Source organism: Microbacterium sp. NPDC007973 (assembly GCF_042958465.1).
Lineage (GTDB): Bacteria > Actinomycetota > Actinomycetes > Actinomycetales > Microbacteriaceae > Microbacterium > Microbacterium galbum.
Window position 1 is genome coordinate 575076 of record NZ_JBIBJJ010000002.1, and the last position, 26469, is coordinate 601544.

Genomic DNA, 26469 nt, shown 5'->3' on the forward strand with positions numbered 1-26469 from the left:
ATAGAGAAAGCTTTATGGCAAAGTCACTTGACTGTAAAGTCATTGCGTGGCCGGATCCGATGCGCTCTCCACCTCGTGGTCGACCGACGAGGTCGCCGTCATGCACGGCCTTCGCGACTGGTCGCTGGCATCCGAGGAGCTGCACCGCCACCTCTCGGCGTGGATGGCGCTCCCGGTGACGGATGCCGACGCGCTCGGCCGCATCGTGTGGGCCGAGCAGTCGGGGCACCCGCTGTCGCCCGCTGAGCTGGCACGGCAGATCGGGATGACGTCCGGGGCCGTGTCGGTGCTGATCGACCGCCTCGAACGGGCCGGACATGTCGAGAGGCGCCGCGAGGACGCCGACCGTCGGCGCGTGAACCTGCGTCCGACGTCGGCGGCGAGGGCGGGGACGGCGGATTTCCTGGACGCGGCCGGAACGGAGATCGCCGCCGCCGTGCGCGACACCTCTGCCGAGGAGCTGCGGGTGGTGCGCGCGTTCCTCGACCGCATGACCTCGGCGTCGGGGGCCGCGAACGCGCGGTTGCGCGCGGGCTGATCCCGCTCGTCTGTCCTGAGCCGGCCCGCGAGGCCTCGCAGGTCAGCGGCGCAGCACGCCCTCGACGGAGTCGCCGAGGCGCAGGCCGTCGCGATCGACCCAGTACCGGCGTTCGAGCCGCAGGCCCGCGACCGACTGCACCGATCTGACGCCGGCGAGGGTGCCGAGGTCGTCGCGCACGAAGCGGGCGAGATCGACGGGCCCGGCGAAGACGCCCGCGAGGCTGACCGGCGCCGAGCCGGTGACGGTCGACAGCAGGCGCACGCTGGGGTGCGCGGCGAGGGTGTCGAGCGCGCCGCGGATGTCACGCGGCCGGACGTCGATGGTGACTACCGCGTTGAGGGGGAAGCCCATGAGGTCGGGCTGGATCTCGATGCGGGGGGAGATGGCCCCGGAGTGGATGAGGAGTCGCATCGCACGGGCGGCGGTCGTGGGCGAGACGCCGAGCGTGCGCCCCACCTCGGCGGCGGTGACGCGGCCGTTCGCGCCGAGCATCCGCATGGTCTCGAACTCGAGGTCCGACAGCTGCTCGAGGTCGCGGAGCGGTTCGCCGTCGGCCACGGAGGCGTGCTTCTCGAGCTCCGCGGTGCACGCGGCGTCGAGTCGGCGGTACCGCCACGATTGTCCGACCTTCGCGGGCTCCAGGATCATTCGGCTGTCGATGGCGCGCACCCCGGGGATGGAGGGGATCGTCGAGGTCAGCAGGTCGTGGGGGTCCGACCCGCGCAGCGGGAACAGGTTGGCGTAGATGTCGGCCGCGCCGCTGGTGCGGAGCACGAACTGCACGTCCGGAATGCGCAAGAGCTCGCTCACGACGGCCTCGGAGTGCCCGGGGGTGGAGGTGACCCACAGCTCGAACGGGTTGCTCGAGGTGATCAGCTCCCAGGCGAACCGACCGACGACCCGGAGAAGGCGTTCGTCCTGCAGGCGCGCGAGGCGCCGGGACGCGGTACTGGTGGGGATGCCGAGGATGTCGGCCAGTGCGGCCGTGGGGACGCGAGGGGCGATGTGCAGGGCCGCGACGATGTCGAGATCGGTCTCGTCGAGCTGGGGTCGGACCGCGCGCGGGTCTGATCGGTGCACGGTCTCAACCTATCTCAGGCGCTTCTCGATGGCCGGAACACGAATATCCCATTAGAGGAAACACGAACGACATATTTGCCCATCATGCTTGCCCCCAAGTTTGTTTATTCCTACAGTTACCTGCATCGATGACGCAGGTGTCGTCGAGGGCCAGGAGGATCGCATGGACGAGCAGCAACCGTGGCAGTGGGACGAGAGCGTGTGGCGCGGCCACGTGGAGCACGTCCGGGCGGGGCGCCGGCTCGTGCACGACGACCCCGCACAGCGATGGCCGTCGGGCGCGCGGGTCGCCGTGCTGCTGTCGTTCGATTCCGACCACGAGTCGATCCCCCTCCGCGACGGGGAGACGTCACCGGGTCGGATGGCGCAGGGCGAGTTCGGCGCACGGTTCGCGGTGCCCCGGATCCTCGACCTGCTCGCCCGGTACGAGGCGCCCTCGTCGTTCTACATGCCCGCGGTCTGCGCCCTGCTGCGGCCGGACGAGGCGCCGTCCTACGTCGCGGGCGGTCACGAAGTCGCCGTGCACGGCTGGATCCACGAGCGCAACACCGCACTCGGCCACGACGACGAGCTCGAGCTCGTCAGCCGGTGCCTCGACGTCTTCGAGCGGCAGATCGGACATCGCCCGACCGGCATCCGGACCCCGTCGTGGGACTTCTCGGGGTCGACGCTCGCCGTCATCCGCGAGCTCGGGTTCGTGTACGACTCCTCGCTGATGGCGGATGCGGACCCCTACGAGCTGCTGGAGCACGGCGAGCGCACCGGGGTCGTCGAGATCCCGGTCGAGTGGATCCGCGACGACGCCCCGTACCTGATGATGGACCGCTTCGGCGGCCTCCGTCCCCACATGCCGCCCCGCAGCCTCCTGCAGATCTGGATCGACGAGTTCGACGCGGCGCGCGAGGAGGGCGGGGTCTTCCAGCTGACCATGCACCCGCACATCATCGGGCACCGCTCGCGCCTGCGGATCCTCGATGAGCTTCTCCGTCACATCCGCTCGTTCGACGACGTGTGGATCGGCCCCCACGCCGACCTGGCCGCCCACGTGCGCCCCCTCCTCTGACCCGCACCGCCTCGAGAGAGAATGCAGATGACCTCCACCGCACCCGAGACCGTCCACGCGACGAAGCTCAGCAAGAAGGGCAAGAAGGCGATCGTCGCCGGCTCGATCGGCAACGCCGTCGAGTTCGTCGACTGGGCCGTCTACTCGACGTTCTCGTCGATCTTCGCCCACCACTTCTTCCCCGCGGGCAACGACGTCGCGGCCCTGCTGTCGACGCTCGCCATCTTCGCCGTCGGCTTCATCATGCGTCCCATCGGCGCCGCGGTCATGGGCACGTACGCCGACCGTTTCGGCCGCAAGAAGGGCCTGCTCTTCACCATCACCCTGATGGCGGTCGCCACCCTCGTGATCGGTCTCGCACCCACCTTCGAGCAGATCGGCATCTTCGCGCCGCTGCTGCTCGTGCTCGCCCGCCTCGCCCAGGGCTTCGCCGCGGGCGGGGAGTTCGGCTCGGCGTCGGCGTTCCTCGTCGAATCCGCTGCTCCGAAGCGGCGCGGGTTCGCCGGATCGTGGCAGCAGGTCTCGGTCGCCGCGGGAGTACTCATCGCGTCGGCGCTCGGTTTCACGATCACGACCGCGCTGCCGCCGGAAGCGGTCGACAGCTGGGGCTGGCGCGCCGCCTTCATCTTCGCCGCCTCGCTCGGCTTCGTCGGGCTGTGGCTGCGCCGGGGGATCGAGGAGACGCAGTCGTTCGCGACCGGCCGGGAGCGCGTCGACGGCTCCGCGAAGCCCGCCCGCCACAACGCCTTCGTGCGCATGTTCCGCGACCACCCCAAGGCCACGCTGCGCGTCTTCGGCATCACCATCGCCGGCACCCTGCTCTACTACATGTGGGTCAATTTCATGCCCACCTACGCGGCGGTCACCACGGGCATCCCGCTGAACCAGGCACTGCTGGCGAACGTCATCGCGATGATCATCTTCATCGTGCTGCTGCCCTTCGGGGGTCTGCTCTCCGACAAGATCGGTCGCAAGCCCACCATGGCGGCCTTCGCGGGCGGCTTCCTCATCTTCGCGTGGCCCGCCTTCCAGCTGATCGGCGGTGGATTCTGGGCGCTGCTGGCCGTGGAGATCATCGGCATCGTGCTGCTGGTCGGCTACTCGGCGAACTGCGCGGTGATCATGGCGGAGCAGTTCCCGCCCGAGGTGCGCGCGACGGGTATCGGCCTGCCTTACGCGCTGGCGGTCGCGATCTTCGGGGGCACGGCGCCCTACATCACCACCTGGATGAACACGAACGGCTACGGCGAGTGGGTCTGGCTCTACGCCTCGATCGCGGCGGCCATCGGCCTGGCGGTCTATCTCACGATGCCCGAGACCAAGGGCAAGGAGCTCGACTGATGCGCCACGTTGTGGTGACCGGGGCGGGGTCGGGGATCGGCCGCGAGATCGCCCTCGCCTTCGCACGACGCGGCGAGGCGCTCACCGTCGCCGACCTGCACGCCGAGCCCCTCGCCGAAACGGCCGCCCTGGCCCTCGACGCGGGCGCGCCGAGCTGCGCCGCGGCGACGGTCGACCTCCGCGAGGCCGACGCCCCCGCCGACCTGATGCGCACGGCGTGGTCGACCGCGCCCGTCGACGTCCTCGTCTCCAGCGCGGGCGTGTATCCCGCCACGCCCTTCCTCGACCTCGACGCGCACACCTGGGACCGCGTGCTCGACGTGAACACGCGGGCGCCCGTGCTGCTCACCGTGGCTCTCGCGCGCCGCGCCATCGAGGCCGGGCGTCCGGCATCCGTCGTCAACATCTCTTCCGGAGCGGCGCTGCGCGCTCGACCGGGAGCGGCGCCGTACTCGACGTCGAAGGCGGCGCTGGAGGCCGCGACCCGGGCCTCGGCCCTCGAACTCGGACCCCATGGCATCCGGGTCAACGCCGTCTCGCCGGGGTTCGTCACCGTCGATTCGCGCGTCAATCCCGTCACCGACGAGTACGCCGCCGCTGTCGGCGACACGCCTCTCGGCCGCCGGGGGACGCCCGCCGACATCGCCCGCGCCGTCGTCTGGCTCGCCGGCGAAGAAGCCGAATGGATCACCGGGGAGGTGCTGCGCGTCGACGGCGGATCGTCGACCGGCGCGTGGCACCTCCCGCAACACTGGGCCGCCACCGGCCAGGGAGAGCACGAATGACCTCGAATTACACGATCATCGGCGCGGGAGCCATCGGCGGCACCCTCGCGGTGCACCTGCATCGGGCCGGGGCGGAGGTGCGCCTGATCGACACGGATGCCGAGCACATCGCCGCCGTGCGCGAGCGCGGCCTGCGCATCGAGCACCCCGGTGGGGCGTTCACGGCGCGCCTGCCGATCTCGACCCCCGAGGAGGCTCCCGACGAGCTCGGCGCGGTGCTCCTCGCCGTCAAGGCGCAGGCCACCGACGCCGTCGCCGAGTGGATCGCGCCGCGTCTCGCCCCCGACGGGTGGGTCGCGTCGATGCAGAACGGTTTGAACGAGGCCACCATCGCCCGGCACATCGGCGTCGACCGCACGGTCGCCGCCTTCGTCGACCTGTTCGCCGACGTCGTCGAGCCCGGTGTGGTGCGCGACGGCGGCATCGGCGACATCGCGCTGGGCGAGCACGCCGGCGGGTCGAGCGATCGCGTCCGCGCACTCGCCCACGATCTGCGCGAGTGGGGCACGCCGATCGTCTCCGACAACGTGCCCGGATTCCTGTGGTCGAAGCTGGGATTCGGCGCGATGCTCGTGGCATCCGCCCTCGCCGACGACGACATGGGCGACCTGATCGACCGCCACCGCGCGGGCCTGCACGCCCTTGTGCGGGAAGTGCTGGAGGTCGCCGTCGCCGAGGGGATCCACCTCGAGGGGTTCGACGCCTTCGTCCCCTACGACTACCTCGGCGAGGCGAGCGCCGCCGACGCCGCGACCGACGGGCTCGTGGCCTGGCTCGCCCGCCAGACGAAGAAGCGCTCGGGGATCTGGCGCGACATCGCCGTGCGCGGTCGACGCACCGAGGTTCCGACGCAGTACGCGCCGGTGCGGGAAGCGGCCGAACGCCGGGGAATCCCGGCCCCGCTCACGCGGTGGCTGGTGTCGCGCATCGAGCAGCTCGAGACGCACGCCATCGTGATGGACGAGGCGCACCTCGACGAGCTCGACCGGATGGTGACGGCATGAGCGCGTTGGCCACGGCCGCCGAGGCCGCGCGCGAGGCGCTCGTCGCCGACCTGACGGCGTACACGCAGCAGGAGACCCCCTCGGACGACCTCGACGCCCTCGCGGAGGGACTCGCCTGGGTGCGCGCCTTCGTGACGCGTCACCTCGGCGCCCCCGACGCGGAGCGCGTGATCGACGCCGCTCCCCACGGCGATGTCGCGGTGCTCGACTGGGCGGCGACGGGCGGCGGCGCGGGGTCCGTCGCGATCCTCTGCCACTACGACACCGTGTGGCCCCTCGGCACCCTCGCCGAGTGGCCCGTCACGATCGACGGCGACCGGCTCACCGGCCCCGGCGTCTTCGACATGAAGGCGGGTCTCGTCCAGGCGACGCACGCGATCGCGATCGCCCGGGCCCAGGGACTGCCGCTGCCCGCCATCCGTCTCGTGCTCAACGGCGACGAGGAGATCGGTTCGCTCGGCTCCCGCCCGCACATCGAGGAGGCCGTCACGGGCCGCGACGCCGTGCTGGTCTTCGAGGCGAGCGCCCGCGGCGCGCTCAAGACGGCGCGCAAGGGCGTGGGGATCTTCCGCGTCACGACGCACGGCGTCGAGGGCCACGCGGGGCTCGACCCGGAGCGGGGGGTCAGCGCCATCGACGAGATGGCCCGCGTCGTGCTCGCCCTGCACGCGCTCGCGGACCTCGGTGCCGGGACGAGCGTCAATGTCGGCACCGTCGCGGGTGGGTCCCGCTCCAACGTCACCGCCGGTCGCGCCGACGCCCTCGTCGATGTGCGCGTGACCGACGTGGCCGAGAGCGAGCGGATCGACGCCGCGCTCGCCGCCCTCGAGCCCCACCGCGCGGAGGCGACGCTGGACATCGCCGGCGGGTGGAACCGACCGGTCATGCCACGAAGCGCATCGACGGTCGCGCTGTTCCGCATCGCGGAGGCGGTGTCGGCGGAGCAGGGATGGGCGGTCGAGGAGATCTCGGTCGGCGGCGCCAGCGACGGCAACTTCGCCGCCGCTCTGGGGCTGCCGGTGCTCGACGGCCTCGGCGCCGTCGGCGACGGCGCACACGCGCGTCACGAGTGGATCTCCATCGACGGCATGGTGCAGCGCACGGCGCTTGCGGCCGGCATCCTCGTGCGCCTGGGCGGAGGGGATGCCGCGTGACCGGCATCGTCGAGCCGATGCGGCTGCGCGAGCTGACGCTGCGCAACCGCATCTGGATCGCCCCGATGTGCCAGTACTCGGTCGATGCGTACGACGGCATCCCCACCGAGTGGCACCGGGTGCATTACGGCGCGCTCGCCGCGGGCGGCACCGGTCTGCTCGTGGTCGAAGCGACGGCGGTCGTCCCCGAGGGGCGCATCACCCGCCAGGACACCGGGCTGTGGAACGAGGCGCAGGTCGAGGCGTGGCGCGGCATCGTCGCGTTCGCCCACGCGCAGGGCGCGGCGATCGGCGTGCAGCTGAACCACGCCGGCGCCAAGGCGAGCACTTTCGCAGGCTTCGGCCGCGACGGCGTCGAGCGGGGCTCCGTCCCCGTCGAGCGGGGTGGCTGGCAGACGGTGTCGGCCTCGGACGCGCCGGTCATGGGTCTGGCGGCGCCGCGTCCGGCCACGACCGCCGAGCTCGAGGCCGTCGCCGAGGCGTTCGTGGCCGCCGCGCGCCGTGCGGACGACGCGGGCTTCGACGTGATCGAGGTGCACGCGGCCCACGGCTATCTGCTGCACCAGCTGCTGTCGCCGCTGTCGAACCGCCGCGACGATCGCTACGGGGGCGATCTCGCCGGCCGGGCGACCCTGTTGCTCGACATCGTCCGTCGCATCCGGGCGGAGCTGCCGACGGTGCCGATCATCGTGCGGTTGTCGGCGACCGACTGGGTCGAGGGGGGTCTCACCCCCGACGATGCCGCCACCGTCGCAGGGTGGGCGGTCGAGGCGGGAGCGGATGCCGTGGACGCCTCATCCGGAGGGCTCGTGCTCGCCGACATCCCCGTCGGGCCGGGCTATCAGGCGCACCTCGCCGAGCGCATCGCCCGGGAGGGCGTCGTCGCCTCGGCCGTCGGTCTGATCGAGACGGCGCAGCAGGCGGAAGAGGTCGTGCAGCGCGGCGTCGCCGCGGTGCGTATCGGGCGCGCGGCCCTGCGCGACCCGAGCACGCCTCTGCGCTGGGCGCGCGAGCTCGGCGCGACCGTCGATTGGATCCCGCCGCAGCGCCTCCGGGCGTACTGAACGCGGGCAGGCGCGGCCGCGACGGTCGTCCGGTATCGGCGCCTTCAGCCCAGGACGCTCGCGCCCAGCTCCACCGGGCTGCCCTCGATGTTGCCGACGATCCCCCGGATGACACCCGTCCCGTCCTCGCGGCGCAGGCCCTCGTACCAGGCCTGCGTCGCGTCGACGTCGAAGGCGTGCGTCTCGAACGCCCGCTTCCGGGCGCGCAGCACGAGGTCGCCCGCGCGCTCGGTGCGGATGCGCTCATAGCGCTTCAGCGAGTCCTCGACGCCCAGGGTCGAGGTGGCGAAGACGATGCCGAGGGCGAAGCTGTCCTCCAGGGCCGAGCAGGCGCCCTGGCCGATGTCGGGCGCGGTGTTGTGCGCGGCGTCGCCGAGGATCGCGACCCTCCCGCGCACCCAGGTGTCGAAGGGGTCGATGTCCCAGATCTCCACGCGGTTGAGCGACTCGTCGGGGTCGATGCCGTCGAGCAGGGCCCGTACACCGGGGGCGCCCCACGCGCCGAACGCGTCCTCGAGCGCGGCCATGCGGTCCTCGAGCACCCCCGCGGGCCCCGGCACGTCGACGAAGAAGTAGAAGCGGTCGCCCGCGACGGGCATCACCGCGCACCGTTTCCCGTCGCCCACGTACGTCGTCCACTGGTCGAGCGGTCCGATGCGCTCGTCCGCGGCCACCAGACCGTTGTAGTTGACGTATCCGGAGTAGGACCGCTCCGGACGGATGCCGGTGGGCTCCGTGACGTAATCGCGCACGATCGAGCGCGCCCCGTCGGCGCCGATGAGCAGGTCGGCGGTGTCGGTCGACCCGTCGGCGAAAGTCGCGGTGACGGTCTCGCCGTCGTCGGCCACGGCGACCAGCTGCATCCCGAGGCGGATGTTCGCCGGGCCGACGGCATCCATCATCAGGGCCTGCAGGTCGGCGCGGGCGACGGGATAGGGGCGCTGTCCCGTCTGCGCGGTCACGGGGGCGAGGCTGAAGCGACAGAGCTCGTCGCCGGTGTGGCCGTCGTAGTACGCCATGTCGTCCATCCGCCCGCCGAGGGCGGCGACCTGCGGAGCGAGGCCGAGCCAGTTGAGCACCTTCACGCCGTTCGACCACAGCGACAGGGCGGCGCCGACCGGGCGGTTCTCGCGCATGCGGTCGTAGACGACGACCTCGTGGCCGAGCTTCTGCAGGGCGAGGGCGGCCGAGGTTCCGCCGACTCCCGCGCCGATGACGATGACCTTCATGACTCTCCTCAGCTGCCGCGGTAGGTCGAGTAGGCGAACGGGCTCAGCAGCAACGGCACGTGCAGATGAGCCTCACCGGCGACGGTGAACGCGACCACCGCCACGGGGTGGAACGACGCGACGCCGCGCCCGCGGAAGTAGGCCCCCGTACCGAACGTCAACGCGTAGTCGCCGTCGTCGAGCCGGTCGGGGCCGAGGGCGAGGCGACCGTCGGTGTCGGTGGTCGCGGAGTCGATCGTCGCGCCGTCGAGGTGGGCCAGCGTGACGGTGACGCCGGCCGCGGGGGTGCCGGTCGTGGCATCCAGGATGTGGGTGGTCAGGTGCGTCATCGCAAGACTCCTCGGGCGGCTCGTGCGGGGGTGACGGCGCTGCGGGTCACTCCGCGTCCTCCGGCTCGGCGGGCGCGTCGGCGGCGAACGTGGTTCGCAGGCGCAGCAGGGCGATCTCGGCGAGCTGTCGCGTCGCCTCGATCGTCTCGGCCGCCGGGTCGTTCGTCAGCCGACGCTCGAGCTCGGCGCGCATCTCGCCCGGCGTGCGTCCGGCGGCGCGGATGAGGAAGACACGGCCGAACCGCTCCTCGTACGCGGCGTTGCCGGCGGCGATGGCCGCCACGTCGTCGTCGGCGGCGGATGCCATGGATCCCTGCTCGCGACGGGATGCCGCGGCCTCGGCCCCCTCGCCCGACACCTTCGCGCCGATGCGGGGGTGCGCGTGCAGGGCGGTGGCGAGGTCGTCGGGCGACCACGCCGACGCGAGGTCCCCGGCGTAGGCCGCGAGGGCGTCGAGGTCGGCGTACGGCCGGCCGTCGACGATGGCGTCGACCCATCCGGGGACGTCGGCCCACACGCGGACCACGGCCGAGGCCTCCGCGTCGTCGAGGGCGTGGAAGTGGCGCAGGAGCATGCGGGCCAGGCTAGGCGGGCCGCGTTACGGGGCTGTGGCGCGATGTGTCGGCGATGTTGCTGTGGGGAACATTTCGGGCGTGTGCGGCGTCACGAGAACAGGGGATGCCGCCGGAACAGGCCCATTCGGCGGATTCCGGCCTGTTCTCGTGCCGGCGCCTGTTCTCATGACGTGGCGGGTGCGCGGCGGGAACCGCCGGTGACGATCCCGCGCGTCAGGCGTGCACGATCAGCCAGTGCGCCACGGCATCCGTCCCGCCGGTGTTGTGCAGACGGTGGGGGACCGAACAGGGATAGCTGATCGCGTCGCCGGCGCGCAGGATGACGCGCTCGGCCTCGAAGTCGATGGTGAGCTCGCCCGCGACGACGGTGCCGACCTCGTATCCCTCGTGGTGGAAGAGGCCGTCGGCGCCGTGCGCGGAGGCTCCGGGCGGGTAGATCGACTCGAAGTAGTCGACGCCGGGGGAGGAGCCCGGGGTCAGGCGACGGAACGAGACGCCGCTGTCGAGCACGATGTCGGGCGATTGCCCCGCGCGCTGCAGGGTGAAGCCCGACGGCCCGACGGGCTCGACGGGTCGGTCGGATGCCGGATCGAACGCCGCGACGAGCGGCACGCCGAGGGCGTCGGTGATGGCGATGAGCCGCGAGACGCTCGGCTGCATCACTCCGCGCTCGATCTGCGAGACGGCGCTGGGGGAGATGCCGAGTGTCTTCGCGAGCGCGCGGGCCGAGATGCCGCGGGCCTGACGGAGGTCGCGGATGCGCGCCCCGACGGATGCCGACGGCTCGGCCGTCGCGTCGTGATCGACGGCGTCGGCGAGGGGCGGCTGCGTCATGCCCCCGAGTCTAGGCAGCCGCCGAGTGTGAAGGATCGACTTCACAAGCTCGTTACATGAGCGAAACCGCTGCGGTCGCGTGAACCCATAACTTCACATCAGAGCTCCACTCCGGCCGCGGACTCCACGTCGTGGCATCCATCCGTCCTGAGAGGAATGACATGACATCCACCCCGCTCACCGGCCCCCACGATCTCGTGGAGGCCGCCGGCCACCCCCACGGGGGCGGCAACATGAAGCCGCACTACGACGACCGGCTCGCCAATGAGGACCTCGCTCCGCTGCGGAAGCAGAAGTGGTCGAGCTACAACATCTTCGCGTTCTGGATGAGCGACGTGCACTCCGTCGGCGGCTACGTCACCGCCGGCTCGCTCTTCGCCCTCGGCCTGCAGTCGTGGCAGGTGCTCGTGGCGCTGATCGCCGGAATCGTCATCGTGCAGGTGTTCGCGAACCTCGTCGCCAAGCCGAGCCAGAAGACCGGCGTCCCCTACCCGGTGATCAACCGCGTCGTGTTCGGCATCCGGGGTGCGAACATCCCCGCGATCATCCGCGGTCTCATCGCGATCGCCTGGTACGGGGTGCAGACGTTCCTCGCGGCCGAGTCGCTGAACATCGTGTTCCTGAAGTTCATCCCGGGTTCGGCGGCCCTGCTCGACGTGTCGTTCGCGGGCCTGTCGGCGCTCGGCTGGATCTCGTACGCGATCCTGTGGACCGCGCAGTTCCTGCTGTTCTGGAACGGCATGGAGGTCATCCGCCGCTTCATCGACTGGGCGGGTCCGGCGGTCTACCTGGTGATGATCGTGCTCGCCGTCTACCTCGTGTCGCAGGCCGGCATCGAGAACATCTCGTTCACCCTCTCGACCACCCAGCTCGACTTCTGGGCCTCGATCCCGGTGATGTTCGCCGCGATCGCGCTGGTCGTGTCGTACTTCTCGGGCCCGATGCTCAACTTCGGTGACTTCGCCCGCTACGGCAAGAGCTTCGCCGCGGTGAAGAAGGGCAACTTCTGGGGCCTGCCGATCAACTTCCTCTTCTTCTCGCTCCTCACTGTCATCACCGCCTCGGCCACGGTGCCCGTGTTCGGCGACCTCATCACCGACCCGATCGCGACCGTCGAGCGCATCGACACCCCGTTCGCGATCCTGCTGGGCGGACTCACCTTCGTCACCGCCACGGTCGGCATCAACATCGTCGCCAACTTCATCTCCCCCGCGTTCGATTTCTCCAACGTCGCCCCGAAGAAGATCTCGTGGCGCGCGGGCGGCATGATCGCGGCGGTCGGCTCCACGTTCCTCATGCCCTGGAACTGGTACTCCAACAGCGACGCCATCCACTACTCGCTCGGCGTGCTGGGTGCGCTGATCGGCCCGCTCTTCGGCATCCTGATCGCCGGCTACTACTTCGCGGCGCGTCAGCGCGTGAACGTCGACGCGATGTTCACGATGGATGCCGCGGGCCCCTACTGGTACCGCAACGGATTCAACCCGAACGCGGTGAAGGCCGTCATCGCCGCGGGCGTGCCGACGGTGGCGATCGCGATCTTCCCGAAGCTCTTCGCCGACCTGGGGATGTTCGACGTCTCGGCGGTCAGCGACTACAGCTGGTTCATCGGTTGCGCGCTGGGCCTGGTGCTCTTCCTCCTCTTCGAGCGGCTCGATCCCCGCGTCCCGACCTTCGACGGCGAGACCGAGGGGATCTCCGACGGGACGACGGATGCCGTCGAGGCCCCCGCCGAGGCCGAGGCCCTCGTGCTCGCGCGGACGGCTGCGGATGCCACCGACGCCCCCTCGGGCGCGCCGTCGTCGCTGCGGGCGCCGGGCGTCGCCGGTGGGCGTGAGGCGCTCGCGTGAGGATCCTGCTCCTGAACCCCAACACCTCCCGGGCGATGACCGCGAAGATCGCGGATGCCGCTCGGGGGGTGGCGGGGCCCGACGTGGTCATCGACGCCGTATGCCCGGCGACCGGTGCGCCGGCCATCGAGAGCCACGTCGACGAGATCGCGGCGGCGGCAGCGGTCGTGGAGCTGATCGTGGCCGATCGCGACGGCGTCGACCCGGCGGACGCCTATGTGATCGCGTGCTTCGGCGATCCGGGGCTCGACGCGGCGCGCGAGCTGGTCGAGGTGCCCGTGATCGGGATCGCCGAAGCAGCCATGCATCTGGCGGCGGTGTCGGGGCGGCACTTCGGCGTCGTGACGACGCTGAGCCGCACCCTCGGCCGGGCTCGCGACCTCGTCGCGCGGTACGGCATGGATCGTGCCTGCGCCTCGCTCGCGGCCACCGGCATCCCGGTGCTCGATCTCGAGGACACGGGCTCCGTGGCGGTGGAGACCATCGCCCGCTACAGCGCGGATGCCGCGGCCTCCGGCGCCGACGTGATCGTGCTCGGCTGCGCGGGAATGGCGGATCTGTGCGCCGAGCTCACGGCCCGCGTCGGGGTACCGGTCGTCGACGGGGTGGCGGCGGCGGTGGGGATGGCATCCGGGATGGTGCGGATGGGCTTGGGGACGAGCAAGCGCGACGAGTATGCGACGCCGCCGGTTCGCGAGCCGGTGCGCGCGGGGAGCGGCTTCGCGGTGACGGTGGGGCCGGAGCGTTGGGAGGCGGCGTTCGCGGGTGGCTCCGGGGCGTCGGTTGCGCCGGGTGTGGGGGGCGCGGCGTTCGTGGGTGGCCCCGGGGCGTCGGTCGTGCCGGGTGTCGGGGGTGCGGCGTTCGCGGGTGACCCCGGGGCCACTGTGCACGCCCCGGGGCCACCGGCGGCATCCGGCTGCGACGTCCCGCGCGGGGGCTCCGGACGCCGGCGCGACTCCTCCCCAGGTGGCGCGCTTCCGGGTGTTCCCACAGATGTTGATGACGGTTACATTCGTGAAACGCAGGGCGCTTAGCGTGAACGGCATGAGCACACGGATCGCCGCGCGTCGGGTCTTCCTCGACGGCGCCTTCGCGCCCGCCACCCTCGTGATCGACGACGGTCACATCGCGGCGATCGAGTCCTTCGACGCCACCGCCGACACGGTCCTCCCGCAGGACGCGACTCTGCTGCCGGGCCTGGTCGACTCGCACGTGCACTTCGACGAGCCCGGCCGCACCGAGTGGGAGGGCTTCGCGACGGGAACGGCGGCCGCGGCAGCGGGCGGGGTCACGACGGTGGTCGACATGCCGCTGAACAGCGTCCCCGTGACGACCTCGGTGGAGGCGCTGGATGCCAAGCGAGCGGCCGCGCGCGGCAAGCTCGCCGTCGACGTGGCCTACTGGGGCGGCGCGGTGCCCGAGAACCTCGGGTCGTTGCGCGCCCTCTCCGACGCCGGCGTCGTCGGTTTCAAGTGCTTCCTCTCGCCGAGCGGCATCGACGAGTTCGGCCACCTCGACGCCGCACAGCTCGAGCTGTGCCTCGCGGAGCTCGCGGTCTTCGACGGCCTCCTCATCGTGCACGCCGAAGACCCCGCTCATCTGCCCGCGCACGGCGCGCTCGGACCCCGGTACCGAGACTTCGAGGTCAGCCGCCCGCCCCTGAGCGAGCGCGCGGCGATCGAGCGCGTGATCGGTGCCGCCCGCCGAACGGGCGCCCGCGCGCACATCGTCCACGTCTCCGACGGCGGCGCGCTCGACGCGGTGCGGGCGGCCAAGGCCGAGGGCGTGCGCCTCACGGTCGAGACGTGCCCGCACTACCTCACGCTCGATGCCGAGGAGGTGCCCGACGGCGCGGGGGCGTTCAAGTGCTGCCCGCCCATCCGCGGCGGGGGCAACCGCGATCTCCTGTGGGCCGGAGTCGTCGACGGGACGATCGACGCCATCGTGAGCGATCACTCGCCCGCGACGGTCGAGCTGAAGAGCAACCCCGACTTCGGCCTCGCCTGGGGTGGCATCGCGGGGCTGCAGACCGGCCTCCCGGCCATCCACACGACCGCGCGCGAGCGGGGACTCGCGTTCGAGACCCTCCTGCCGCTCATGACCACGGGGCCCGCGCGCATCGCCGGTCTCGCAGGCCTCGGAGTGATCGAGCCCGGCGCTCCGGCGCACCTCGTGGCCTTCGCCCCCGACGAGCAGGTCGTGGTCGACGCGGCGAGTCTCGAGTACCGCAATCCGGTGTCGCCGTGGCACGGCAAGACGCTGACCGGCGTCGTACGCGAGACCTGGGTGCGCGGTTCGTCGGTCTATCGCCGAGGGGCGCCCGTCAGCGAGCGGGAGGGGCGCGAGCTCCTGCGCGAGGCCGCGGCGGTGCAGGCGTGACTCCCGCGCCCGAGGCCCCCGAGCCCGTCGCCTCCGCCGGAACGGAGGTCCCTGAGCCCGTCGAAGGGACCGGGACCCCCGCCGGAGCGGTGGTCCCTGAGCCCGTCGAAGGGACCGGCTCTCACGCCCGCACGTCGACACCCGTCCCCATCCTCCAGCCGGGCGTCGGTTCGATCCCCGGCGACCACTACCTTCCCGCCACACCCGCCGCCGTGATGTGGGGGCGCCTTCCGTGCACGGCCGATGCGCCCGCGCTCGAGATCGGCTCGGGCGAGAGCGTGACGTTCGACACCGTCAGTCACGAGGGCATCCTCGACGACCAGGGCAAAGACCCCCTCGCCTTCTTCGCGGCCCACGGCGTGCCCGCCGATCACGTGCTCGACGACGCGATCGAGATCGCGGCATCCGTCGCTCGGGATCCCTTCGCCGACGGACCGCACGTCGTGGTGGGGCCCGTGCACGTGCGCGGGGCCCGCCCCGGCGATCTGTTGAAGATCACCGTCGAGACCCTGACCCCGCGCGTCCCGTACGGCGTGATCTCGAACCGCCACGGCAAGGGGGCGCTGGTGGGCGAGCTGCCGCGCGGCGAGCGCAACGTCAGCGTCTTCGCCGCCGTCGCCGAGCGCGAGGGCGTGCTGCACGGCACCCTGCCGATCGTCGAGGGCGGCGACCCGATCGTCGCTTTCCCGCTCGCCCCGTTCCTCGGCACGATGGGCGTGGCCGTCGCGGCCGACGAGCGACCGCACTCGGTGCCGCCGGGCATGCACGGCGGCAACATCGACATCAACCTTCTCGTCGAGGGCACCACGCTGTTCCTGCCGGTGCAGGTCGACGGGGCCCTCGCGTATGTCGGCGATCCCCACTTCGCCCAGGGCGACGGCGAGGTCGCGCTGACCGCGCTCGAGGCCTCGTTGCGCGCGACGCTACGCTTCGAAGTGATCCCCGAGGATGCCGCCCGCGCGGCGTTCGGCGAGGTGACCGGCCCGCTCGTGCGAACGCCCGAATACCTCGTGCCGACCGGGATGGACCCCGACCTCGACGCCGCGATGCGCGCGTGCGTCCGTGCATCGCTGACGCTCATCGGGGGACGGTGGGGCATGGACGAGCACCTCGCCTACGCCTACCTGAGCGCCGCCACCGACTTCGACATCTCGCAGGTGGTCGACATCGTCTCGGGCGTGCACGCGCGGATCCGCGAGGCGGATTTCGCCGAGATCCCGTCCGTGGAGCCCATGCCGCTCGCATCCGCTCACGAGGGAGGCGTCGCGTGAGCCCGATCCTGGCCGCAGCCCTGGCCCGCGCCGAAGCGGCTGACGTGTGCGTCGAGTCGGCGGCCGACGCAGCCGCTCCGCTGCCGCCCGCGAATCGCGTGTCCGGGAGTCCCGACCGGAACTCCCGGCTGTCGGTCTTCCGCGGACACCCGACGCAGCAGAAAGGCGGGCGACGCTCGTGACGGATGCCGAACAGGGACCGGCCGTGGCCGTTCCCGCAGACGACGCGGCGATGCCGGACGACCTGCGCGCAGCCTTCGACGCCTACGAGAGCGCGATCGTCGCGAACGACCTCGACGCTCTCGACGCCTTCTTCGCGCCTGGGACGCAGACCCTCCGAGGCGACACCGCGGGTCTGCTGGTCGGGCACGACGCGATCAGCGGTTTCCGGGCTCTGCGCGGCGGCGTTCCGCCGCGCGAGATCGCCGCGATCCACTACCGCCCTCTCTCCTCGGGACGCCGGGCCGCACCCGCCGCCTCCAACGACGTCCGTGACGATGCCGGCGCCCCGGGCACCCCGGCAGGCAGCGCCGACGGCGATGTGGCCCTTCTCGTCTCGGTCTCGGCGTTCCGAGGCGGTGGGCGCGGTCTGCAGACGCAAATCTGGCAGCGCATCGACGGGCGATGGCTCATCACGGCCGCCCACGTCACCCCGCGGACTCCCGCGCTCGACCGCACGATCTGGCGCAGCGTCGGCGACCCGTTCCTGCAGGGCGCGTGGGAGGGACCGCTGGCGGGCCTCACGGTCGCGGTGAAAGACCTGTTCGCGATCGCGGGCTTCCGCATCGGGGCCGGCAATCCCGCCTATCTCGAAGAGGCACGCCCCGAGAAGGCCACGGCCCCCGCCGTCGCGGATCTGCTGAGAGGGGGTGCCTCGCTGCGCGGCATCGCGCGCACCGACGAGTTCGCCTACTCGATCGCGGGCGACAACGTGCACTACGGCACCCCGCCCAACGGCGCTGTCGTCGGGGCCCTCCCCGGCGGGTCCTCGAGTGGTCCGGCATCGGCCGTCGCCCTGGGCCACGCCGACGTCGGCCTCGCGACCGACACGGCCGGTTCCATCCGCGTGCCCGCGTCCTACCAGGGTCTGTGGGGGCTGAGAACGACCCACGACCTCGTCCCGCGCCAGGGCATGCTGCCCCTCGCGCAGTCGTTCGACACGATCGGCTGGCTCACCCGCGACGGCGATACGCTGCAGCGCGTGGCCGACTGGTGCCTCAGCTACGACGGCTCGGCCTCGACCGAGAGCGTCTACGGAGCCTCGGGCGATGACCTGCCGTGGCGCTTCCTCGTGCCGGAGGAGATCCTCGACTGCGCCGACCCCGACACGCGCGAGGCCTTCTCGCGTCTGCTGGCGGCGCTCGCGTCATCCGACGATCCGCCGTCGTTCCGCGCCGTGCACACGGGCGAGGTGGATGCCGCCTTCACCGCGTTCCGCACCGTGCAAGGCGCCGAGGCCTGGCGCAACGACGGCGAGTGGCTGCGCGCGCACCCCGGGGCCGTGGGGGAGGCGGTGGCCGAGCGCTTCCGCGCCGCATCGCAGATCACCGCTGCCGAGGAGTCCCGCGCCCGCGCCGACCTCGAACCGATCGCCGCGCACCTGGCGGAGCTCGTCGACGGCGCCGTGCTGATCTTCCCGGCCGTCCCCGGCCCCGCGCCGTTGCGCACCGCCGACGTAGATGCCGTCCGCGCGGCGACCCTGCGCATGACCGCCCCCGCGGCGGCGGCGGGCCTGCCCGCGATCTCGGTGCCGCTCCTGACGGTCGGGGGTGCGCCGGTGGGCGTGTGCCTGGTGTCGCGCGCCGGCACCGACATCGCGCTGGTCCGTCTCGCCCGTCGGCTGGCCGCGCTGGTCGGTGCGGGGGACGGGCGATGAGCCGCCGGCCGTCCCCGACCCGTTCGGCACCCTGTCCCGTTCCGGCGACGCCTCGCTCTGCGCCGACACAACTCCTGCAGATCCGCCGTCCGGCGGCATCCCGGGCCTCGATCGCCCGGATTGCCGGAGTCGTGCCGACCCGCGGCACCGCTCACCCCGTGCCGGTCCGCGTCGCAGCCCGCCCCGCGTCGCACCTGCCCGCCTGCCCCCGCCCCGCCCGCACCATGGAGTCCCGATGACCCACCTCCCCGGCCCGATCGACCCGCCCGCCCGCCTGCTCATGGGCCCCGGCCCCATCTCGGCGTACCCGAGCGTGCTGCGCGCGATGGGCGCACCGCTCGTCGGGCAGTACGACCCGTTCATGACGGCGACGATGACCGAGACGCAGGACCTCTATCGGCGGGTCTGGGGCACCGCCAACGACGCGACGCTGCTCATCGACGGCACGAGCCGTGCCGGTATCGAGGCGGCGATGGTCTCGCTCATCCGCCCCGGCGACCGCGTGCTGGTGCCCGTCTTTGGACGCTTCGGGCACCTGCTCGCCGAGATCGCCGAGCGCGCCCTCGCCGAGGTGCACACGATCGAGGTGCCGTGGGGGCAGGTGTTCCCGGTGTCGACGATCCGCGAGGCGATCGAGCGGGTGCAGCCGCACCTCGTGGCGTGCGTGCAGGGCGACACCTCCACCACGATGCTCCAGCCGCTCGACGAGATCGGCGAGATCTGCCGTGCGCACGGCGCCCTCTTCTATACCGACGCCACGGCCTCGCTCGGCGGCAACCCGTTCGAGATGGATGCCTGGGGCCTGGATGCCGCGACCGCGGGCCTGCAGAAATGCCTCGGCGGCCCCTCCGGATCGGCGCCGATCAGCCTGTCCGCGCGCGCGGTCGAGGTCGTCCGCTCGCGTGCCCGCGTCGAGGCCGGCATCCGCGAGGAGGGCGATGCCGTGGCATCCGACTTCATCCGCTCGAACTACTTCGACCTCGCGATGATCCTCGACTACTGGGGACCGCGCCGCCTCAACCACCACACCGAGGCGACCACCATGCTCTACGGCGCGCGGGAGTGCGCGCGCGTGCTGCTGCTCGAGGGTCGCGACGAGGTCATCGCGCGACACCGGCTGCACGGCGACGCCATGCTCGCGGGTGTCGAGGGGCTCGGGCTCACCGTCTTCGGCGACGTCGCGCACAAGATGACGAACGTCGTCGCGGTCGAGATCCCGGATGCCGTGGTCGGAGACGCCGTGCGGAGCGAGCTGCTGAGCGATTTCGGCATCGAGATCGGCACCTCGTTCGGTCCGTTGCACGGACGCGTCTGGCGTATCGGGACGATGGGGTACAACGCTCGGAAAGACGCCGTGCTGACGACGCTGGCCGCCCTCGAGGCGGTGCTGCGCCGTCACGGGGCGACGGTGTCGGCAGGTGGAGGTGTCGAGGCGGCGCAGGGCGTGTACGCGGGGGCGGGCGCGTGATGCGCAGCGTCACCCAACGTGAGACGTCGACGGGATGCTGCGCATGACCGCCGCCACACGCCTGCAGGTCGCCCCCGAACGTATCGCGGCGGCATCGCGCCGCGTGATGGGCCGGTGCGAGGAGCTCGCGCGGGTCACGGCGACGCCCGGGAGCATCACGCGCGTCTACCTCTCGCCCGAGCATGCGCGCGTCAACCGCCTCGCGGCGGAGTGGATGCGCGAGCTCGGCATGACGACTCACCAGGACGCCGCCGGCAATCAGGTGGGGCGCCTCGCCCCCGCGGGATCCCCCGACGCCCCCGCTCTCCTGCTCGGGTCGCACCTGGACACCGTCCCGGACGCCGGACGCTTCGACGGCATCGTCGGGGTGCTGATGGCGCTCGAGGTCGTGCGGCTTCTGCGCCGTGTCGACGATGACGGTGCGGCATCCAGTCCCTTCCCCTTCGCCCTCGAGGTCATCGCTTTCAGCGACGAAGAGGGGACGCGCTTCGGCAAGGCCCTACTGGGCTCGTCAGCGGTCGCCGGGCAATGGGAGGCCGCGTGGTGGGACCTCGCCGATGCCGACGGCATCACGCTGCGCGAAGCGTTCCGCGACTTCGGGCTCGACCCGGGCCGCGTGGGCGAGGCCGCGCGGCGACCCGACGAGCTCGTCGCCTACCTCGAGGCGCACATCGAACAGGGACCCGAGCTGCACCGCAGCGGGCAGGCGCTCGCCGCGGTGTCGTCGATCGCCTCGGCCCGAAGGTTCCAGCTCGTCGTCGAGGGCGAGGCCCGGCACGCAGGCGGCACGCCCTACGACATGCGGCGCGACGCTCTGCTCGGGGCGAGCGAGGCCGCCCTCGCGGTCGAACGCATCTGCCGGGGCGAGCATCACATCATCGGAACGGTCGGGCAGCTCGAGGCCTTCCCGGGCGCCGTGAACGTCGTGCCCGGGGAGGCGCACTTCTCCCTCGACCTGCGCGGGGAGTTCGACGACACGCGCGATCACACGTGGGCGGAGATCTCGAGCGAGCTCGACGCGATCATGGGACGTCGGGGCCTGCGGTGGCGCGCCCGAGAGGTGCACAGCGCTCCCGCGGTGTTCTGCGCACCGCTGCTGCAAGACGTCGTCCGCGCGGGTATCGGGGCCGATGCCTCGACCCTCTTCAGTCGCGCCGGTCACGACGCCATGTCGATCGGCGCGATCACCGGGGTCGGAATGCTGTTCCTGCGCAACCCCGACGGCATCAGCCACCACCCCGATGAGGCGGTCACCGGGGCCGACGTCGCGGCCGGACTCCGGGCGCTCGCCGAGGCGGTGCTGCACCTCGGGGCGGAGGTGCGCTGAGGGGTGTTCCCGGGCGCCGGCCATGGCTCCGGGGCGCGGTGTGCGCGGGTGCGGCAGCCGGAGGGGCGACAGAAGTGGCCCCGGGCACCGTGTGTGCGGGTGCGGTAGCCGGTGGGGCGACGGAAGTGGTGCCGGGGCGCGTTGCGTGCGGTGCGGTAGCCGGAGGGTCGACAGAAGTGGCCCCGCGGCGGCCCCGTCGCGACCGAGGAACAGCGCTCCAGCCGGTCTTGCAGGGTGAGCCCATCGAGAACCCGCAGTCGCACCGCGAGAATGGACGCATGACTTCCGCTCCCGAGATCCTCGAACTGCTCGCCTTCGCCGCGGGGCCGGGCGGAGGCAATCCGGCGGGAGTGGTTCCGGATGCCGTGGACCTCGATACCGCGCAGATGCAGCGGATCGCGATCGACCTCGGCCACCCCGAGACGGCGTTCGTGGGGCAGCGCGACGGCCGCCGGGTCGCCGTGCGGTACTTCTCGCCGGGAGCCGAGGTGCCCTTCTGCGGGCACGCCACGATCGCGACCGCCGTCGCGCTCGCCGAGGCCGAGGGTGTCGGCCCGTTCACGTTCGAGACCGCGGCCGGCGTCGTCGAGACGTCGACCGAGCGCGACGCCGAGGGCCGTGTGACCGCCGGCTTCCGCAGCGTCGAGCCGCACCTCGAGGCGCTCGATCCGGAGGTCGCCGACCGCCTGCTGGGCATCCTGGGTCTGCGCTCCGACGACCTCGATGAGCGGATGCCGCTCGCCCAGGCGTTCGCCGGCAACCTGCACCCGGTGGTCGCGATCGCCTCTCGTGAGACGTTCGACGCGTTCACTTTCGATCCCGCGGAACTTCGCACGCTCATGGACGAGCGCGGATGGAAGGGCACCGTCATCACGGTCCACATCGGGGGCGACCTCGTCGACGGCCTCGTCGCCGAGGCGCGCAATCTCTTCCCCGTCGGCGAGATCACCGAGGATCCCGCGACCGGTTCCGCCGCCGCCTCGCTGGGCGCGTACCTGCGCGAGCAGGGCGGCCTCACCGCGCCGTTCGCCTTCACGGTGCTTCAAGGTCGGCATATCGGGCGACCGAGCGTGCTCGAGGTCGAGGTCCCGGCATCCGGAGGCATTCTCGTGCGGGGAACCGCGACGCCCCTGTGACGCGTGGTTCGGGGCGCATTCCGTCGTTCGGGGCGCGAGTCGTCCGCCCCGAACGACACGATGCGCCCCAAGCCCGGAGACGGCCTCGCCGGCTGCACCTTCACCTCGTTTGGGGCGGGTTCTTCCGCTCGGGGCGTGAATTTTCCCGCCCCGAACGACGAAACGCGCCCCAAACCCCTTCGCTAGGGGCCTAGCGGACGCCGCCGGGGGAGGAAACCCCGATCATTTCCCGCCCGCCAGACGCCACACCCGATCACGCGAGAACGGCAGCTCGTAGCCGCGACGACCGAGCGCGCGCGAGACGGCGTTGCCGATCGCCGCGCCCACCGGGTTGTACGGCGACTCGCTCATCGACTTCGCGCCGAAGGGTCCGAGGGTGTCATCGGTCTCGGCGAAATACACCTCGGTGTCGGGCACGTCGGCGAATTGCGGAACCCGGTAGGTGCGGAACACCGGATTCTGCACCACGCCGTCCTCGAGGAGCACCTCCTCGTACAGTGCTCCGCCGAGCGCCTGCGCGGCCCCGCCCTCGATCTGCCCGCGGCACTGCGCAGGGTTGATGACGACCCCGGCGTCGGCCGACTGGATCGACTGCAGCACCTTCACGGTCCCCGTCTCGGGGTCCACCGCGACCCGGGCCGCGTGCACGTTGAAGGCGAGAGAGCGCAGGTCGCCGAACTCCGCGCCGTCCGCGGTGAGCTCGTCCCCGCCCCCGGCCGCGACGATCCGTCCCCACGAGACGACCTCTCGGCCCACCCGGATCCCGGATGCCGTGAGCTCCACGTCGTCCCTCCCGGATGCCGAGTCCGCGAGGGGCGCGTCATCCCCGTATGCCGCCGCGGGGCGTCCGATCGGCGTCCTCGACCCGACGGCGGATGCCGCGACCGCGAGTTCAGCGGCATCTCCGGTCGCGAGTTCCCGGGCGATGTCGACCATCCGCCGCCGCAGCGCCGTGCAGGCGCCGAAGAGGGCCTTGCCCGCGACCACGGTGCCGGCCGAGGCGAAGGCCCCGGTGTCGTGGCGGACGGCGTCGGTGTCGGCGGCCCACAGCTCGAGGCGCTCGGGAGCGGCGTCGAGCACGGTCGCGGCGATCTGCCGGTGCACGGTCGAGGTGCCGTTGCCGAACTCGGCCGTGCCCACGCGCAGCAGGTACGTGCCGTCGCCGCGCAGGGTGGCGGTGGTGTGGGCGATGTGGCCGCGCGGCGCCATCGTGGCGATCATCGCCGTCGCCATGCCCTCGCCGACGAGCCACCCCTCGGGTGCCTCGACGCCGTTGCCGCGGCGCAGCGCGTCCTGCGCCAGGTCGAGGCACTGGTCGAGGCCGTAACTTCCCCAGATCAGGTCTTCCTCGTGCGTCTCGCCGTCGTCGGGGTGCAGCGGATCGCCCTCGCGCACGGCGTTGATGCGGCGCAGGTCGAAGGGGTCGATGTCGAGTTCCTGGGCGAGGGCGTCCATCGCCGATTCGACGGCGAACACCACCTGTCCGAGACCGTATCCGCGGAACGCCCCCGACGGCGGGTTGTTGGTATAGACCGCTTCGGCGTCGATCCACTTCGCCGGAACCCGGTAGAGGGTCGTCGACTCCGCGCACGAGTGGAACAGCACACCGATCGCGTGGTTGCCGTAGGCGCCGGTGTCGCTCAGCACGTCGATCTTCATCGCGGTCAGCCGCCCCGCGGCATCCGCCCCCAGCGACGCGCGCACGCGCATCGGATGCCGCAGCGACGCCCGCACGAACTGGTCGGTGCGCGAGAACTCGTACGCCACCGGGCGCCCGAGCTTGAGCACGGCCAGGGCCGTGAGGTCTTCGGTGAGGAGCTCCTGCTTGCCCCCGAAGCCACCGCCGACCCGCGTGGCGTAGACGCGCACGCGGTCGCGCTCGAGGCCGAAGACATGCGCGAGCTCGTTGCGGGCGAGGAACGGCACCTGCGTCGATGAGCGGATGACGAGGCGCCCGTCGTCGTCGAGCCACCCCACGGCCGCGTGCGTCTCGAGCGCCGCGTGCGTGACGCGCGAGGAGCGCCACTCGCCGGTCACCGTCGCGTGACTGGTCGCGAGGGCGGCGTCGATGTCGCCGCCGTGCCCGGTGTGGAACCCGGCCACGACGTTGCGTCCGGCATCCATCACGCGGTCCGCGGGGGTGCGGTCGGGGTGCAGCAGGGGCGCCCCGGGGCGCCGGGCCTGCTCGGGATCGAAGACGGCGGGCAGCACGTCGTAGTCGATGCGCACCGCGCGGCAGCCGGCATCCGCCGCCTCCGCCGTCTCGGCGACGACAGCGACCACGCGCTGGCCGACGTGGCGCACGACGTCGTCGAGCATGCGGGTGTCGTCGGGGTCGTCGGTGCGGTGCTCGTGCCGGCCCGTGGAGTAGCGCACGTCGGGCACGTCGGCGTGGGTGAACACGGCGACGACCCCCGGTACCGCAAGCGCCTCCGACGTGTCGATCGCGCGCACGCGGGCGTGGGCGTGCGGGGAGGTCACGACCCGCAGCACGAGGGCGGGGCCGCCGGGCACGGGCTCGTCGAGGGTGAACGGTTCGCGTCCCTGCACGATGCGGCGCGCCGCCTCGGGGATGACCGAGGTGCCGACGCCCGCGGTGGGGGAGGCGGCGGGCGCGCACGACTCCTGCAGATCGGGCCGCCCGCGGGCGGAGGACAGCAGGCTGCGCTGTTCTGCAGGAGTTGTGCTCCCCGCGGGAGCGGATCCGGCTGCCGCCGCGGCGCCGGAATGACCGCCGCAGCCCGCGCCGCACGCGCCGGCGTCGGTGTCCGCCCCGCCCGCGTCCGCCCCGCTCCCGGTCTCGCGCACCGGACCGAGCACCGAGGCCCGGATGGCTTCGCGGATCGGGCGGTACCCGGTGCACCGGCACAGGTTGCCCTTCATGCGGCGGTCGAGGTCGTCGAGGTCGTCGGCGGTGAGGGTGGATGCCGTGACGCTCATGCCGGGAGAGCAGAAGCCGCACTGGAACCCGAAGCCGCTCGCGAGCGCCTCCTGCACGGGGTGCAGGGCGTCGCCGGGGGCGAGGCCCGCGGCAGTGGTGACCGCACGCCCCTCGAGGCGCACGGCGGGCACGATGCACGAGTGGGTGGGCGTGCCGTCGAGCAGCACGGAGCAGGCGCCGCAGTCTCCGGCGTCGCACCCCTTCTTGACCTCGACGTGCCCCGTCTCGCGCAGCAGTGTGCGGGCGCACTGACCGGCCCGCGGCTCCACCTCGACGGGGGAGCCGTTGACGTGGAACCTCATCCGGCTGCCTCCCCGGCGGTCGTCGCCCGGCCCCTCGGCGCGGCGGACGGGTGCGCTCCCCCTCGGCCCGGGAGGGATGCCGCCGTCATGCCGCACCCCGCTGCGGCTCGCGCTGGAACTCCGCGCGCAGGCGCTCGGCGAGCACGATGCTCACTCCGCGGCGCCAATCGGCGCTGCCGAGCGGGTCGGTGTAGAAGTCGGTGGCGCCGGCCACGGCATCCCGCAGTTCCCCGGCTCCCGGCACCCGTGCGAAGCGCAGCACGCGCGGGCGGCGCACCGCCGCCGTCACGACGAACACGCTCGATCCGTCGGGATCGACGCGCGCGGTGACCACCGCGCCGGAGCGGCCGAGCTCGGCGAGGGCGATCTTGCGCAGGCCGACCTGGGCGGTGAGAGCACGCAGCGGGATGTCGAGGGCGCGCACGACCTCTCCCGGCGCGAGCGAGGTCGCGGCGTTGTCGACGACGAGGTCGGCCACCGCGATGCGGCGCTCGCCGCCGTCGGGCGTCCACACCAGTGCCGTGGCATCCAGGGTCGACAGCAGCGCGATCATCGCACCGGCCGCGAACGCCTGGCAGACGTTGCCGCCGACGGTCGCGGTGTTCCAGATCTTGAACGACGCCAGCAGGGCGTCGGCGGCGGGGCGGGCGAGGGCGAGGGAGGTCCACGCGGGCGGGGCCTCGTGCTCGACCCACGCCAGCAGGCGCGCGATGGTGCAGGTCGCACCGATCCGCAGGCCCTCGTCGGTCGCTTCGAGGTCGGGCCAGTCGAGGCCGGTCAGATCGACGAAGCCGGTGGTGCCCGGCTGCGGCTCGCTCATGAGCCACGTGCCGCCGGCGATGACGACCTCGCCGTCGCGCAGCGCGAGATCGGCGCGCGTCCGGGCCACGCGGTACGAGGTGACGCTGGTGATGTCCATG

Annotated in this window: 23 protein-coding genes; 16 read left to right on the top strand and 7 right to left on the bottom strand. The window is 72.3% G+C overall.

Features of this window, described 5'->3' with window-relative positions:
- The first annotated feature begins 46 nt into the window (after positions 1-46).
- Positions 47-538, top strand: coding sequence for a MarR family winged helix-turn-helix transcriptional regulator (locus tag ACFZA2_RS07855; RefSeq protein ID WP_391402878.1), 492 nt, complete (start codon positions 47-49; stop codon positions 536-538).
- Positions 539-580: 42 nt separating this feature from the next.
- On the opposite strand, the gene ACFZA2_RS07860 is transcribed toward ACFZA2_RS07855, so the two are convergent.
- Positions 581-1621 (bottom strand): Lrp/AsnC family transcriptional regulator, encoded by a 1041-nt coding sequence (locus tag ACFZA2_RS07860; RefSeq protein WP_391402881.1) that lies wholly within the window; start codon positions 1619-1621, stop codon positions 581-583.
- Between the two features lie 163 nt (positions 1622-1784).
- On the opposite strand from ACFZA2_RS07860, the gene ACFZA2_RS07865 reads away from it, so the two are divergent.
- Genes ACFZA2_RS07865 through ACFZA2_RS07890 form a run of 6 tightly spaced genes read left to right on the top strand, consistent with a single transcriptional unit; the run spans position 1785 to position 8032 of the window.
- Positions 1785-2684 (top strand): polysaccharide deacetylase, encoded by a 900-nt coding sequence (locus ACFZA2_RS07865; RefSeq protein WP_391402883.1) that lies wholly within the window; start codon positions 1785-1787, stop codon positions 2682-2684.
- 27 nt (positions 2685-2711) lie between these two features.
- Positions 2712-4025, top strand: a complete 1314-nt coding sequence (locus tag ACFZA2_RS07870; protein ID WP_391402886.1) for an MFS transporter — start codon at positions 2712-2714, stop codon at positions 4023-4025.
- Positions 4025-4810: an SDR family NAD(P)-dependent oxidoreductase gene (locus tag ACFZA2_RS07875; RefSeq protein ID WP_391402889.1), complete on the top strand. Its 786-nt coding sequence runs from the start codon at positions 4025-4027 to the stop codon at positions 4808-4810. The genes ACFZA2_RS07870 and ACFZA2_RS07875 overlap by 1 nt, the downstream gene beginning before the upstream one ends.
- Positions 4807-5814 carry a ketopantoate reductase family protein gene (locus ACFZA2_RS07880; protein WP_391402892.1) on the top strand — a complete coding sequence of 336 codons (1008 nt, stop codon included), beginning with the start codon at positions 4807-4809 and terminating at the stop codon, positions 5812-5814. Before ACFZA2_RS07875 ends, ACFZA2_RS07880 begins: the two co-directional genes overlap by 4 nt.
- On the top strand, positions 5811-6968 hold the full coding sequence (locus ACFZA2_RS07885; protein ID WP_391402894.1) for a M20 family metallopeptidase: 1158 nt from the start codon (positions 5811-5813) through the stop codon (positions 6966-6968). The genes ACFZA2_RS07880 and ACFZA2_RS07885 overlap by 4 nt, the downstream gene beginning before the upstream one ends.
- Entirely contained in the window at positions 6965-8032 is a 1068-nt protein-coding gene (locus tag ACFZA2_RS07890) for an oxidoreductase (RefSeq protein ID WP_391402897.1), read from the top strand. Before ACFZA2_RS07885 ends, ACFZA2_RS07890 begins: the two co-directional genes overlap by 4 nt.
- A 44-nt stretch (positions 8033-8076) precedes the next feature.
- On the opposite strand, the gene hpxO is transcribed toward ACFZA2_RS07890, so the two are convergent.
- The 4 genes from hpxO to ACFZA2_RS07910 form a co-directional block, all read right to left on the bottom strand.
- A complete protein-coding gene (gene hpxO, locus ACFZA2_RS07895; protein WP_391402900.1) occupies positions 8077-9261 on the bottom strand; it encodes an FAD-dependent urate hydroxylase HpxO in 1185 nt (394 codons plus the stop codon).
- A gap of 8 nt (positions 9262-9269) precedes the next feature.
- Positions 9270-9590: a hydroxyisourate hydrolase gene (gene uraH / locus ACFZA2_RS07900; protein WP_391402903.1), complete on the bottom strand. Its 321-nt coding sequence runs from the start codon at positions 9588-9590 to the stop codon at positions 9270-9272.
- A gap of 46 nt (positions 9591-9636) precedes the next feature.
- A complete protein-coding gene (gene uraD / locus ACFZA2_RS07905) occupies positions 9637-10164 on the bottom strand; it encodes a 2-oxo-4-hydroxy-4-carboxy-5-ureidoimidazoline decarboxylase (RefSeq protein WP_391402906.1) in 528 nt (175 codons plus the stop codon).
- Between the two features lie 214 nt (positions 10165-10378).
- Complete coding sequence (locus tag ACFZA2_RS07910) at positions 10379-10999, bottom strand: helix-turn-helix domain-containing protein (protein WP_391402909.1); 621 nt, start codon at positions 10997-10999, stop codon at positions 10379-10381.
- 161 nt (positions 11000-11160) lie between these two features.
- Here ACFZA2_RS07910 and ACFZA2_RS07915 point away from each other — a divergent pair, with 161 nt between their 5' ends.
- The 9 genes from ACFZA2_RS07915 to ACFZA2_RS07955 all read left to right on the top strand — a co-directional run bounded on the left by ACFZA2_RS07915 (position 11161) and on the right by ACFZA2_RS07955 (position 22306).
- A complete protein-coding gene (locus tag ACFZA2_RS07915; protein ID WP_391402912.1) occupies positions 11161-12849 on the top strand; it encodes an NCS1 family nucleobase:cation symporter-1 in 1689 nt (562 codons plus the stop codon).
- Positions 12846-13883, top strand: a complete 1038-nt coding sequence (locus tag ACFZA2_RS07920) for an aspartate/glutamate racemase family protein (protein ID WP_391402915.1) — start codon at positions 12846-12848, stop codon at positions 13881-13883. Before ACFZA2_RS07915 ends, ACFZA2_RS07920 begins: the two co-directional genes overlap by 4 nt.
- 10 nt (positions 13884-13893) lie before the next feature.
- Positions 13894-15228, top strand: coding sequence for an allantoinase AllB (gene allB, locus ACFZA2_RS07925; protein WP_391402916.1), 1335 nt, complete (start codon positions 13894-13896; stop codon positions 15226-15228).
- 89 nt (positions 15229-15317) lie between these two features.
- On the top strand, positions 15318-16499 hold the full coding sequence (locus ACFZA2_RS07930) for an acetamidase/formamidase family protein (protein WP_391403415.1): 1182 nt from the start codon (positions 15318-15320) through the stop codon (positions 16497-16499).
- Entirely contained in the window at positions 16496-16681 is a 186-nt protein-coding gene (locus ACFZA2_RS07935) for a hypothetical protein (protein WP_391402918.1), read from the top strand. Before ACFZA2_RS07930 ends, ACFZA2_RS07935 begins: the two co-directional genes overlap by 4 nt.
- A gap of 23 nt (positions 16682-16704) precedes the next feature.
- On the top strand, positions 16705-18375 hold the full coding sequence (locus ACFZA2_RS07940; protein WP_391402920.1) for an AtzH-like domain-containing protein: 1671 nt from the start codon (positions 16705-16707) through the stop codon (positions 18373-18375).
- 235 nt (positions 18376-18610) lie between these two features.
- Complete coding sequence (locus tag ACFZA2_RS07945) at positions 18611-19843, top strand: pyridoxal-phosphate-dependent aminotransferase family protein (RefSeq protein WP_391402923.1); 1233 nt, start codon at positions 18611-18613, stop codon at positions 19841-19843.
- 43 nt (positions 19844-19886) lie between these two features.
- On the top strand, positions 19887-21170 hold the full coding sequence (locus ACFZA2_RS07950) for an allantoate amidohydrolase (protein WP_391402926.1): 1284 nt from the start codon (positions 19887-19889) through the stop codon (positions 21168-21170).
- 278 nt (positions 21171-21448) lie between these two features.
- Positions 21449-22306 carry a PhzF family phenazine biosynthesis protein gene (locus ACFZA2_RS07955; RefSeq protein ID WP_391402928.1) on the top strand — a complete coding sequence of 286 codons (858 nt, stop codon included), beginning with the start codon at positions 21449-21451 and terminating at the stop codon, positions 22304-22306.
- 222 nt (positions 22307-22528) lie between these two features.
- Here ACFZA2_RS07955 and ACFZA2_RS07960 read toward each other — a convergent pair whose 3' ends face one another.
- Positions 22529-25549: a molybdopterin-dependent oxidoreductase gene (locus tag ACFZA2_RS07960; protein ID WP_391402931.1), complete on the bottom strand. Its 3021-nt coding sequence runs from the start codon at positions 25547-25549 to the stop codon at positions 22529-22531.
- A gap of 85 nt (positions 25550-25634) precedes the next feature.
- A complete protein-coding gene (locus tag ACFZA2_RS07965; protein ID WP_391402933.1) occupies positions 25635-26468 on the bottom strand; it encodes an FAD binding domain-containing protein in 834 nt (277 codons plus the stop codon).
- Position 26469: the final 1 nt, after the last annotated feature.